Here is a 13,507-nt window from a genome sequence, read left to right as displayed (position 1 = left end):
CCGAAATCACTAAATCACAAAATCATTAAATCTAAAATTGACAAGGTGTTTTTTAAAGACGTCATAGGACATGAAGAGATAAAGCAACGGCTGGTGTCTTCCCTGCAATCGGGAAGAATCAGCCATGCGCAACTCTTTGCTGGCGACACGGGAGCGGGGTCGTTGACGCTTGCCCTTGCTTTCACGCAATACTTGTTTTGCACGGGTGACAAGCACGAGGACGCCTGCGGTGTATGCCCCGAGTGCAGGAAAATGCAGAAATTGATCCATCCGGATTTACACTTCGTGTTTCCCGTGGTAAAATCAGCCAAGATGAAAACACCGATCAGCGACGAGTATATCAACGAATGGCGTAACCTCTTACTCGAGAACCCGTACATCGACCTGGAAGAATGGCTCGGTGCCATGGGAGCGGACGAGAACGCTCAAGCCCTGATATACACGGAGGAAAGCGGCAATATTCTCCGGAAGCTGAATTTAAAATCATTTGAATCGGAATACAAGGTGATGATTATCTGGTTGCCCGAAAAAATGAAAACAGAATGCTCCAACAAACTACTCAAGATACTGGAAGAACCGTACCCGAACACACTCTTTCTTCTGGTAGCAGAACACGCGGAAGAGATCATCAACACCATTCTTTCCCGCACGCAACGCATCAATATTCCGCCCTTGACACAAAAGGACATCACGGAACAACTGATGCAACAAAAACGACTGGTTCGGGAATCCGCCGAGGAAGTAGCACACGTGGCATCCGGTAGTTGGCTGAAAGCCCTTCGTATGCTGAACGAGACCGACGAGTCGGTCTATAATCAAGAAAAATTCATGCAAATGATGCGCTTGTGCTGGGAACGAAAAATGTTACCGGTCAACGAATTTGTCAACGAATTGGCTTCCCTCGGGAGAGAGAAACAAAAAAGCTTCCTATTGCATTGTATCCGGATGCTACGGGAGAATTTTGTCAGGAACTTTGGCATAGAAAAAATAGTATACATGACAGAAAGAGAGAAAACGTTCTCCACGAAGTTCTCTCCCTTTGTTCATGAAGGCAATATCATTCCCCTTTTCGAAGAATTCGAGCGGGCATATAGCGACATCATTCGAAACGGGAATGGCAAGATCATCTTCACGGATCTTTGCATCAAGGTGATGCAAAATATCAGACCGTGACAAGAGAACAAAAAGATAAAAGATAAAAACTAAAAATTGAAGCATTGAAAAACGGAAATATTTGCCCAAGAGACAGAAGTCCTCTCATTTTCAACTTTCAATTTTCAATTTTCAATTGATACACTATGAGCGAAATAACAGAAGATAAACAAGAAAACACGGAAAATAAAGATATAAAACAACGTCCCCCGGTAGTTCCGGTGATAGACCATCGCTTGTTGGCAGGAAAACTTACCGTTTACGACTGGATGCAGGACACTCCGGAAAGTTGTACCTCATCAAACATCGTGGAAGTACGATTCAAAAATACGCGGAAGGGATTCTTTATCAATAACAGTAACTTGAGTTTGAACGTCGGGGACATCGTGGCTGTCGAGGCGGCACTCGGGCACGATATTGGGATCGTATCCCTCACAGGAGAACTCGTGAAAGAACAGATGTTGCTCAAAAGAGTTGATCTCGAACGCAATCCACTGAAAAAGGTATACCGGAAAGCTAAACCGCACGACATTGAGAAATGGCAGCAGGCAATAGCGCTGGAACACGATACCATGATCCGGTCACGCATCATTGCCGCCGACCTTGGGCTTGACATGAAAATCGGCGACGTGGAGTACCAGGGAGATAAAACTAAAGCTATATTTTATTATATCGCCAGCGACCGGGTGGATTTCCGTAAATTAATCAAGATTCTGGCAGAGACATTCCATATACGCATCGAGATGAAACAGATCGGAGCCCGTCAGGAAGCCGGACGTATCGGGGGAATCGGGTCGTGTGGTCGCAAACTGTGCTGCTCCACCTTTATCACGAATTTTATCTCCGTATCGACTTCCGCCGCAAGATACCAGGATATTTCATTAAACCCGCAGAAACTGGCAGGTCAGTGTGGTAAGTTGAAATGCTGCCTTAACTATGAGGTAGATGCCTATATCGACGAACAAAAGGATTTCCCGTCATCCAACGTATGGCTAAACACGGGTGAGGGTATGCTCTACCACCAAAAGACAGACATTTTCGGACGGAATATGTCCTACTCGTTCGATAAAGAAGGACGCGGGGCTCTAATCAAATTACCCGTGGAACGAGTGAAAGAAATCATCGCCATGAACAAGAAGGGCACCATCCCGGCAAAAGCACTTGAGGCGAACAAGGAAGAAACCGCAAGCATCAAATACACGGACGGTGTTGGCGAAGAGAGCCTGAACCGCTTTGACGAGAAAAAAGAACAAGGTGGCAGACGTCGCAACCGCAACCGGAACCGAAGACCTCAACGGGAAAATAACGGCGGGGAAAACAAACCGAGGGAGAAAAACGTAAACGCTCTGGGGGAGAAAACCATAAACAAGCCTGCCAATAAACCGGAAAATAAACCCGGTAACAGACCGGATAACCGTCAAGGGAACCGTCCTAACAATAACAGGCAAGAGAATGGGAATCGGAATCCTCGCCGGCAAGGGAATAACCCGAATAACAAACCGGAAAACAGAAACAACAATAATAAACCGGAAAATAAAGAAAACAATAAACCCGCTGAACAATGAATAATTATAGACCATTCGCAGGTATTACCCCCGCGGTAAAGGTTATCATTATAATTAATGTCATCATATTTCTGGTGATTAACATCATGGGACAGAGGTCAGGCATAGACCTGGTCAACATACTCGGTCTGCATTTACCTCAATCCCAATATTTTCATATCTACCAGTACATCACGCATATGTTCACGCAAGAAGGACTTACCCATATGTTCTTCAATATGTTTGCCGTGTTCATGTTCGGTAGAATTCTCGAATCGGTGTGGGGAACGAAACGCTTTATAATCTATTATTTCGTGACCGGACTGGGAGCGGCAGTGCTCCACTCACTCGTGAGCTGGTACGGCTTGCATAATATGCAGGAACAATTTTACGCTTTTCAAAGCACCCCGGATCCCGGTATATTTGCCGAATTCGTTCGTTCCCATGTAAGCAATCCCAGGCTGATCTCCCAATTGATGCAATTCGTCGATACTTGGAATCAGGCTCCCGGCAATGCGCAACTCGTGGGGCAGGCAGAATATTATATGCAAGGTATCATTCAAGCATATACCAACATCCCGACAATCGGCGCCTCCGGTGCCGTATTCGGTATCTTGTTGGCATTCGGTATGTTGTTCCCGAACACGGAATTGTTCTTGATGTTCATCCCGATCCCGATAAAGGCAAAGTATTTTGTACTCCTTTACGGTGCAGCCGAGTTGTTCTTCGGACTCCAGAATTCGGTAGGCGACAACGTGGCTCACTTTGCACATCTCGGCGGTATGCTTTTCGGTTTCTTCCTGATTCTTTACTGGCGAAAAAGTAGTAAACGATTTTATTAGAAAGAGATATGTATAGCAACCCGTATGGATCGAACTTTTCAAATGGAATCTGGGGCGGGATAAAAAGCTCGTTCAAACAGGGGTCTGCACTCACTCGGCTCATCTACATCAATATCGGTATTTTTATCGTTATAAAATTGATTGCCGTCGTGTTAACCTTGATGGGCGAGAAGAATATCGACAGCCTGCTCCTGCCTTACCTGGGAGTGGCAGCCTTACCGGAAAATCTTCTCCATACCCCGTGGACAATCATCACGTATATGTTCACCCAGTTCGGATTTATCCACTTGCTGTTCAATATGCTATGGCTATATTGGTTCGGGTCGATCTTCTTGAGTTACTTCTCCGGTCCGAAACTCACGGGAGTATATCTTCTGGGGGGAATTAGCGGCGCTGTCATGTACATTGCCGCCTACGCTATATTCCCGGCGTTCGAGCTTGAGCGATATTACTCGTGGGCGATCGGGGCATCCGCTTCCGTGATGGCTATAGTGTTTGCTGTTTGTACCTATCTCCCGAATCACAAAATATACGTCTTTCTGATCGGTCCCGTGAAATTGATTCATCTAGCTATTTTCACCGCCGTGATCGACGTTATCAGCATCCCCTCGGGAAATGCCGGAGGACATATCGCCCATTTGGGTGGAGCCGTGTTCGGCTACCTGTTCACATTGTCCATTCGTCGCAATCTAGACCTCACGGGAGGCTTTATGGCATTCCTCGGCAAACTAGACAAACTCTTCGGTAAACCGAAAAAAAAGATGCACGTCAAATACAAAAAGAAAGTATCCGACATGAACGACACGGAATACAACGAGTACAAGAAACAAAAAGACAATCGTATCAACGATATATTGGACAAAATCTCTAAACACGGCTACGAGAGTTTGACAAAAGAGGAAAAAGAGATTCTGTTCAAATCAAACAATTGAAAATTGAGAATTGAAAATTGAAAATGAATCAGAAATCACAGAATAAGCGACAGCCTTGTGCGGTCGGAATCTAAAATCTAAAATTAATTGGTTCTTCTATTCAACACGGTTATGAGGATCATCACGATAGCGGCAATGATCGGCTTGCTGGGAAGCTATACTTCCCCGTACGTGAATCCGAACGTGTTCTACCCGTCCTCTCTCCTCGGGCTTGCCTACCACTATCTATTGATCGCAAATATTATATTGTTCCTATATTGGCTCATCCGTTGGAAAAAGATTGCCATCTTCTCTTTTTTAGCCATTGCCTCCGGCTACCCGTTCATCACCACTTATTACGCCTTGAATCCCAAGACGACCACGGATACTCCCCACGATCTTTCCATCTTGACCTACAATATTTGTCAGATGAACGCCAACAACTGGATGCAAGAGAAAGACACCCCCAAGAAGATCATGGACTACATTAACAATAGCGATGCAGACATCGTGTGTATACAGGAATTTCCAGCCCGGGACGCTTCATTCCAGAAATTCCCGGGATATAAATATCGTTATCGCAACAAGGATGTTGCATTGATTTCCCGCTACCCGATCGTTAAAAAGGGAAAGATTGAATTTGAACCCGGTAACGCCGCCGCCGGCATCTATGCCGACATCGACGTAAAAGGAGATACCATTCGGGTATATGCCCTTCATCTGGAATCTTACCGTTTGGGGAACAACGAGAAGGAAATTTACAAGAATCTAACCAGCGGCAACACGGAGAATGCCACGCAAGGAGTAAAAAAAATATCCTCCCGCCTGGTGCATGCCAATCGCAACCGAGCCAACCAAGCCATAAAAGTCAAGTCCCACGTGCAACAATCGCCTTATCCTGTGATTATATGCGGCGACTTCAACGACACCCCCCTCTCCTATGCCTACCACACGTTATCCACAGGCATGACAGATAGTTTCACAGAAAAAGGACGTGGTCTAGGGAACACCTACATCGGGGAATTCCCCTCGTTCCGCATCGACCACATCCTGCATACGCCTTCATTCTACACGGTATCCTACACACGGGATACCATCAAGTATTCAGACCACTATCCTGTCTTGAGCAAACTGAAATTCAAATAAAAGCACACAATTATTTCATTCACCCTGATATATTGGGGACGATCACCTTCTCTGTTTATGGTGAAGGAGATCGCATATGAATAATTATTCAGCCAATATTTGTTTTACGGCAAATAACATCGCTTGATAATGTTGTCTGTCCGTGGCATGGACAGAAGGAATTTTCTTCTCCAACAATGACTTAATCTTCCTTGCCATATCGTAGTAATAAGTGGAAGACTCATCAATTACTTGAGTACGAATTGTGTTTTGCCATCCGTAACCATAACCAAGGCAAACCTCTTCCATCATAACCTCAACCCCATAATTTAATCCCGATTCTTTTTCCTGCTGCTTCAAAACATCCGCGTACTGGGGTACAATACCGGTTTCATCCAATCCATACCAACAAATCTCATCAATCGAGGGGAGGTAAGCGAGAGAAGAAGTAAAACCCGTTTCCAGTTTTTGCCCGCCAATGAAAGCGATGGATTTTGACATAATACCTAACATTTCCTTTTGCAGTAATTTATCACTCATCGTGAGCCGACGGCTATTAATAGCCGCATCCCATGTCCCCTTAAAATAATCGTCAAAAAATTCGTGCAGAGAATAAGAGTTTTTCCCGGCTAAATAAGCCGAAAGTGTGACATTATTATAAAGCTTTGTCATTATCGAAGCAATTGCTTGTTTTAGAACAGCAGATTGCTTCATTTGCAGTTTGAATTTAGAACATACTTTCTCGTTATCCAACCAATCCATATCTCTCAACTGTTTCATCACCCACTGCATGGCTGCTTTCTGGCGTTCTTTCGGCACAGGTTGGAATCTTTTTTCCAGAGTACCTTCCTTCGTTTCGTTCAAATAAATACCCCCGATGCAATATACCACATTCTGAATATAACGAGCATATTGAGTCACAATCTGATCGTACACTTGTTGACGAAATTCCGCATCAGGATCATTTTGAATCCACTCGTTTAAATGAGAAAGGATGTACTTTAAGTTTTTGATCCCGTAATCGCCTGCTTTCATCGGATTGTCGCCCAAGTCCTCTTCCAATGCCCTCGGATCATAACGGCTTGCCACTTGTTGTTTACCATAACGATAAAGAGGATCACCGACCTTTTCGTCAATCCAAGACTCCAGTATTCTATTCTCTTCTTCCAGGGAAGCGGCATCGGGAATTGGTGTATATAGCCATTTGATCGCGTATTCATCATAAACGCCTAATTCCGGGGGTGTCAATTTGACTCCTTTATCCTGAGGCTGAGCCACGTAATTGAACCGCGCATAATCCATAATAGACGGGGTTGTCCCGTATTTTTGAGTAAACGTTACAGATCGCAAAGAATCCACGGGAAAAGCACTAGAAGCACCCATATTATGCATCAAGCCCAAGCAGTGTCCCATCTCGTGGGCAGTCACGTATGCCAATGCATCTTGGAACACGTCAATCGGCATCTCCTTACTCCGCACGGAAGCATCTAGCTGAGAGGTTTGAACAAAATTCCATATTTGTAACATCTTAGCGACATCACTATATATTAGAATTGATGCGTTTAAAATTTCTCCCGTGACAGGGTCTACCCAAGACGGTCCCATCGCATTTTGTGTCATGGAAGGCACGTAGCGGATACAAGAATATTTCAAGTTGTCCGGGTCAAAATTCGGGTCATTTGTCGGAAAATCCAATACTTGCACGGCATTTTTAAATCCGATTTTCTCGTAAGCTTTATTCCAGCGCAATATACCTTTGCGGATAGCAACCTGCCAAGTTTCCGGGAATAAATTATCCAAGTAGAATACAATCGGTTTTACCGGCTCTACCAACTCTCCACGTTTGTAAGCTTCCATATCCTTGGGTTCTAACCGCCAACGATTTGCTAAAGAGTAATTTTTGAAACCATCCTTGTCGGTCGGCAATTGCTGTTTCATCGTCAAGAATACTCCCAAGCGGGAATCTGACACCCGGGGATGCATACGTTCTTCCGGTAATAACAAGATGCTCCAAGTTGCCTTAATTGTCAATGGTTTATCCTCAAATAGAGAGTTTTTCAGATATTTCGCGGATACTTTATAGGATAATGACGATTTTACAGAAACATTATCTTCAAAAGCTTTGATTGTTTCCACGGAAGATAATGATTTGTTTACAGATGCCTTGATTATCAATGGGAATGATCCTCTTGAAACGGGAGATACTTTTGCATTTCCCCCGGTAAACATAGAAGTCATATCAAACACAACAGCAGTACTATCCTCACTGTAAGCTAAAACCTTGAATCCTTCAATCACCGGATTGAGATAATTTTGTTCCACCACTCGTGCTATTCGCTTGTCTGTTGAATTATAATTTATTTGCGCATTAATCTGGTGCATTTGCACGGTACTGTCTTTCAAGGTAAAATAGGTATGTATCGGGTCATTGCACTTGTAACCGTTCGTTGCCACAAGATTATCACTGGTTTCAGTTGTCGTTGCCGCAATCAACATTTCCCGCCCCATGGTAGCCAACGGCATTTCCAAGTAAATTTTCCCATCGACTTTGTGCAGTGTCAGAAAAGCACTTTTAGCTATTTCGTGGGATTTACCCTTGAATAATTTGGCGTATTTACTTATTTTCTTTACAGGCTGTTTCTGCTCTTCCGTTTGTTCTGTCTTGACATTCTTCTTTTTTTTCTTGTCTGTCGCAGCATACATCGAAATACTAGACAAACAAAATACACACAAAACGATATACAATAGAATGTTATTTTTCATATTCAATTTACTTTTATCTTTATATTATTTCTTTTCTTTCAATAATGCACGCACACAATACAACATAGCCCTGTAGTGAGCTCTATCGGCTTCAACGCTATCATATATTCTTTTTTCCAACATTTGTTCGCATTCTTTCATGACTTTAAAAAAATACATATGACTGTTGTTCATGTGTTTGACATTTATTTTAGCCAATTCTCCGGATATTTGTCCAGGGAAAACAAGACTATTGAAATTTTCTCTTTCATAAATCATTTTTTCAGGAACTTCTCCCGCTAAAACAGAAAGAGCAAGTGATTTGGACAAACCATTTCCACCCATCACCCGGATTCTGTATTCCGATGCTCCTAACCACTCTTTCTGGATATAGCGATCTATTGCTGTTAAAGGTTTGTTCTCGATAGTTCTTTTCCAGACCTCCTCGTACATGTCTTCGGCAAAATCCTTTAGCGAGTACGGATTATCCGAAAGATCGGAAAACAGACACACGTAATCTTCCCGCAACATGGGAGCAGATAAAAATCTTTTGCGAACCCGCCAAAGGGGCGGCGTTCCGAAAGTCCCCAACGTCATCAATTGAGGATTCTCCAGCCACTCACTATCCCTGAACTGAGATAATACCCAGTGCATGGATGCTTCCTGTATCTCCCGAGGAATAATGTCATAAGTATTCATGCCCGTATTCTCTTTGGACACGTTAATGTAAGCACCTCCAATGTTTTTGACGGCGTAATCCAACAATTTTTCATGATAAAAAACTAGTTCCTGGTATAATAAACTCCGTAATCTGCCGTCCGGATCGTTTTGAATCCACTCATTCATGTGCAACATGATTTCTTTCAAGTTGCTCAACGCATAATTACCGGCTTTTATCGCATCATCGCCCAAATCGCCGGATAAACACGACGGATCATATTCGCAGGATACTCGCCCATAACGATAAATCGGATTCTCACTCTTTTGATCGAGCCAAGAGGATAATATATCCTTTTTCCCCTTGGCAGAAGGAACCTCCAACAAGGGAGAATACAGCCACTGGATAGCAAACTCATCGTAGGGTCCTAAGTCTGCCGTCAATTTTACGCCATGGTCATTCGGCTGTGCAACATAGTTGAAACCCAATTCGTCCATGATAGAAGCCGAAATGCCATGCACCCCGGTGAAAGAAGCAGAACGCAAAGAATCGACCGAATAGGCTCGGGATGCACACATGTTATCTTGCAGACCGAGCGCATGCCCCATCTCATGGGTGACATATTGTTCCAAAGACTCAGTCCATATTTCATCGGTCAATTCTCCTGTCCGGATTTGCGGGTCAATTGTTGCAGTCTGTAAAAAACGATCAATCAGAATACGATTCCGGAGCCCGTGGAATAAACATATCGTTGAATGCAATATTTCTCCACTTCGGGGATCTGTCCAAGAAATCGTTTTCGCCGTTTCATTCTCATGAGCCACGTATCGCACACACGAATAAGCTATATTGTCAGGATTAAAGGTCGGATCATTCGAGGGAAAATCCATGACTTGTATAGCGTTTTTAAATCCTATTCGTTCAAAAAGTCGATTCCATTTTAAAATACCCCGCTGCACAGCTTCTTTCCAACCATCAGGAAAGTTATTATCCACGTACATCACAATGGGTTTAATCGGCTCCGTCTCCTTCCCCTGCCGAAAAGCTGCTTCATCTTTCGGCTCCAAACGCCAACGATGAGCTAAAGAATAAGAATTCATCGTTCCTCCTTCTTCCGGGATGTTTATCTTTTCCGAGGAAAATACCCCGATTCTCGGATCTGCCAGACGGGTTTCCATCGTTTGCTCCGGTAACAAAATCAAGGTACGTACAACCTCCATGTCAACAGGCTTCTGTTGGAAAAACGGAAATAAGACAAAAATTGCGTCTACTTGGTAAGATAAATTAGAGGTAACCATTATGTTGTTTTCAAAAGCACGAATCTCTCCTAATCGAGCTAACGACTCGACAAATGTTCCGGAGATGTCGTATTTCCCGAACCTTTTTATTACGGGGGTCAATTCCGGGATATTGGATTGAAAGAGTTTAGTTATATCGCACACAACAGCCGTACTATCTGCGTTGTATGCCAACACATTGAAGCCCATCCATATCGGTCTGCCGTAATTCTCCGCCATTAAACGAGCCGACTTCGAGGATTCGGCGTTTGTCGTCACCAAATCCGACAGAAGGCGTATCTGCACGGTACTATCTTGTAGCGTGAAACACAAGTACAAGGAACTAGGCGTGTACCCCGGAATGCCTGCCATCACTTCACTCGTCTTTGCCGCCGTGGAAGATAGCAACATTTCTTTTCCCAGCAGGCGTAAAGGTATTTCCGCGTATAACTTGCCATTCACCTTATGCAAGGTCATAAAGTCGCTGGAAACAGTTATGCAAGATTTATCTTTAAATAATTTTTCGTACTTGCCCTGTGGTTTAACATTGTTCTTCTTTTTTTCGGCAACGGAAGAAAAGGAGAACGCCACTTGAAACAGGAATACAAAAATTAGATTTACTATAATCTGTTTACTCATATCGATAATTTATTTAGTTCGCGATTGTTTACCCAATATTTGTTTCACGGCATAAAGTATCATCTCGTAATAGTCCTTTTCTTCTGACGGAAAACTATCCATCTTTGTCTCCAGCAATTCCCGCACCCTTCTCAAGTGCTCCAGGTAATAAACGGGTGTATCATGGATCATTTTAGTATTCACCATGGGTTGCCACCCATACCCGAATCCGAAATTTCGTGTGAATACATTCTCACTTCCGCTTTCCAATCCATACGCACAAAGGTCATACTCCAATGGCGCATAAACTTTTTGCATATCTATTTTCTGATCATTACCGAAGAACCATAAAGGATTTCCCCCGATAGCACGAACATTTTCTTCCATCTGTTTCAAAAACACTTGATGTAGCACTTGATCTTCCCGAGTCAACCTCCTGCCCGTTATGGCGCTGTCCCACACGCCCCAATATAAGTCATCAAAATAATCCGATAACGTGTAAGGATCGTCACTCCACATGGAAGCGAGTGCCACTTTCCAATAAGAATTGGCTAAAACGTCCCCGATAGCTTTCGTCAAATCCAACGAGGGTAAAGAAGATAAAGTAATTTTCTTCAACAAATTTCTTTCGTTTAACCAAGCCATGTCATGCAACTGGGTCATTATCCACCGCATGGAGGCTTTCTGTAATGCTTTTTCCACAGGAGCAACTCGTTTGATTCCACTCTCTTCCTTGGCATCAGACAAATAAATACCACCGATATTATATATCACATTCCGTATGTAACGATAATATTGCACCAATATCTGTTGGTATAGTTTCTGCCTGCAAGTGAAATCTTCATCATCTTTAATCCAGGATTCGAGATTTGACAAAATATATTTCAAATTTTGAATTCCATATTCGCTGGATTTCACAGCATCATCACCTAAATCCTCTTCAATTGCCGACGGATCGTAACGACTTAATATTTGCTGACGCCCAAAACGATAACGGGGATCACCCGCTTTCTCGTCTATCCATTGTTCCAGGATACGGTCCTCTTCCTCGGGGGAAGCATTATAAATCGGCGTATATAGCCAACGTATTGCAAATTCGTCATACACGCCCAAGTTCGGAGGGGTAAGCCGCACTCCTTTGTCCCCGGTTTGTGCCACATAATTGAACCGAGCGTAATCCATAATAGAGGGTGTTGTTCCGTATGTTCGAGTAAATGACACAGAACGCAAGGAATCGACCGGATAGGCGTGAGAGGCTGCCATATTATGCATTAATCCCAGGCAATGACCGATCTCGTGGGCTACCACGTAAGCTAACGATTCATTGAAAACAGACTCCGGCAACTCTTTTCCCCGGACGGATTCATCTACCTGAGCGGTTTGGACGAAACGCCAATCCCGCAGCATGTCTATCACGTTATTATACACGAAGACACTTGCATTTAATATTTCTCCAGTTTCCGGATCTACCCATGAAGGTCCCATGGCATTTTCCGTAGCTTGGGGAATATATCGTATACAAGAATATTTCAAATTGTCGGGGTCAAAATCAGGATCATCGGAAGGGAAATCACGTACCAACACCACATTTTTAAATCCGATTTTCTCGAAAGCCAGATTCCAACGGGAGATTCCATCTCGAATCGGTTGCATCCATGAAGCGGGAAATAACGTATCCAAATAAAATACAATCGGCTTTATCGGTTCCACCAATTCTCCCCGCCGATAAGCTTCTATATCCCTCGGCTGTAAATCCCAGCGGTTGGCATACGTGTAGCGTAACATTTCCCCCTTTTCCGTGAATTCCCTCTTTGATGTTAGGAATGTCCCCAAACGTAGATCCGAACGGCGAGGTTTCATTTTATTTTCCGGCAATAACAATAACGTCCGGGTGGCAACTAGCGTTAAAGGTTGATTATCTATAACTTTATAGCTATTCTGGTTTAGCAAGCTATATCGATAGACTAGCTGAGATTTTACAGAAGCATTATCCTTGAAAGCTTTTACTTCTAGAATAGAAGAAAGTTCTTCGTTCATTGTCGCTTGAATTTCCAGACCACGGTGTTTGGGCGGAAGAGGAGATAGAGCTTTTTCTGAATCCATGAATAAATTTGTCATGTCTATTACCACAGAAGAACTATCCGGAGAATAGGTCAAAATATCATACCTCATCCACTTTGGATCCTCAAAGTTCTGTTGCTTTACCTCTCGCAATTTTTCTTTCGTGATATCCACATTCATCAAAGCATTCACCTGGTGAAAAAAGAGTGCACTTGAATCTGCCGTCACTCGTAAGTGCATGGGCTTGTTTTCTTTATACCCGTTTGTACATACCAAACCATTCGTAGAAGTCGTTATGGTGGATGCCAACAATATTTCCCGCCCCATGTATTTCAAGGGATACTCCATGTACACTTTTCCGTTCACTCGGTGCAAGGTTACGAATTCTCCGGCAGAAGAAGTGACATGTTTCCCTTGAAATAATTTATCATATTTGCTTAATTCCTTTTTTTCTACCTGTGCCTTCTTTTTTTTGCGGGCTATAGCCTCAACAGGCAAGGCGCAAGACAGAATTAACAGTAAAATTACATACCATACAATCCATTTTCTCATACATACAATTTTAATTATTAGAAAA

Annotated in this window: 8 protein-coding genes; 5 read left to right on the top strand and 3 right to left on the bottom strand. The window is 43.3% G+C overall.

The genetic code is table 11. The features are described 5' to 3' along the window. Positions 1–45: 45 nt before the first annotated feature. From A3CY_RS0117425 to A3CY_RS0117405, 5 genes are all read left to right on the top strand, one after another. Entirely contained in the window at positions 46–1,173 is a 1,128-nt protein-coding gene (locus A3CY_RS0117425) for a DNA polymerase III subunit (protein WP_018339229.1), read from the top strand. Between the two features lie 125 nt (positions 1,174–1,298). After that, positions 1,299–2,717 carry a PSP1 domain-containing protein gene (gene ricT, locus A3CY_RS0117420; protein WP_018339228.1) on the top strand — a complete coding sequence of 473 codons (1,419 nt, stop codon included), beginning with the start codon at positions 1,299–1,301 and terminating at the stop codon, positions 2,715–2,717. Then, complete coding sequence (locus A3CY_RS0117415) at positions 2,714–3,538, top strand: rhomboid family intramembrane serine protease (RefSeq protein WP_018339227.1); 825 nt, start codon at positions 2,714–2,716, stop codon at positions 3,536–3,538. Before ricT ends, A3CY_RS0117415 begins: the two co-directional genes overlap by 4 nt. An 8-nt stretch (positions 3,539–3,546) precedes the next feature. Continuing rightward, the gene (locus A3CY_RS0117410) at positions 3,547–4,470 is read left to right on the top strand and encodes a rhomboid family protein (protein ID WP_018339226.1); all 924 of its coding nucleotides are present in this window, start codon (positions 3,547–3,549) and stop codon (positions 4,468–4,470) included. Between the two features lie 87 nt (positions 4,471–4,557). Next, positions 4,558–5,595: an endonuclease/exonuclease/phosphatase family protein gene (locus tag A3CY_RS0117405; RefSeq protein ID WP_205619922.1), complete on the top strand. Its 1,038-nt coding sequence runs from the start codon at positions 4,558–4,560 to the stop codon at positions 5,593–5,595. An 84-nt stretch (positions 5,596–5,679) separates the two neighbouring features. Here the strand turns inward: A3CY_RS0117405 and A3CY_RS0117400 are convergent, their stop codons facing one another. From A3CY_RS0117400 to A3CY_RS0117390, 3 genes are read right to left on the bottom strand one after another with little or no spacing between them, the layout of a single operon-like run. Continuing rightward, positions 5,680–8,337, bottom strand: coding sequence for a zinc-dependent metalloprotease (locus A3CY_RS0117400; protein ID WP_018339224.1), 2,658 nt, complete (start codon positions 8,335–8,337; stop codon positions 5,680–5,682). 24 nt (positions 8,338–8,361) lie between these two features. Continuing rightward, entirely contained in the window at positions 8,362–10,890 is a 2,529-nt protein-coding gene (locus A3CY_RS0117395) for a zinc-dependent metalloprotease (RefSeq protein WP_018339223.1), read from the bottom strand. Between the two features lie 9 nt (positions 10,891–10,899). Continuing rightward, a complete protein-coding gene (locus A3CY_RS0117390; protein WP_018339222.1) occupies positions 10,900–13,482 on the bottom strand; it encodes a zinc-dependent metalloprotease in 2,583 nt (860 codons plus the stop codon). Between the last annotated feature and the right edge of the window lie 25 nt (positions 13,483–13,507).

This window comes from Butyricimonas synergistica DSM 23225 (assembly GCF_000379665.1).
Lineage (GTDB): Bacteria > Bacteroidota > Bacteroidia > Bacteroidales > Marinifilaceae > Butyricimonas > Butyricimonas synergistica.
This window is presented reverse-complemented; position numbering and strand designations above follow the sequence as displayed.

Excerpts from the sequence above, each read along its gene's own strand:
- ricT (WP_018339228.1), top strand. The coding sequence starts at position 1,299 with ATGAGCGAAATAACAGAAGATAAACAAGAAAACACGGAAAATAAAGAT.
- A3CY_RS0117415 (WP_018339227.1), top strand. The coding sequence starts at position 2,714 with ATGAATAATTATAGACCATTCGCAGGTATTACCCCCGCGGTAAAGGTT.
- A3CY_RS0117410 (WP_018339226.1), top strand. The coding sequence starts at position 3,547 with ATGTATAGCAACCCGTATGGATCGAACTTTTCAAATGGAATCTGGGGC.
- A3CY_RS0117400 (WP_018339224.1), bottom strand. The coding sequence starts at position 8,337 with ATGAAAAATAACATTCTATTGTATATCGTTTTGTGTGTATTTTGTTTG.
- A3CY_RS0117395 (WP_018339223.1), bottom strand. The coding sequence starts at position 10,890 with ATGAGTAAACAGATTATAGTAAATCTAATTTTTGTATTCCTGTTTCAA.
- A3CY_RS0117390 (WP_018339222.1), bottom strand. The coding sequence starts at position 13,482 with ATGAGAAAATGGATTGTATGGTATGTAATTTTACTGTTAATTCTGTCT.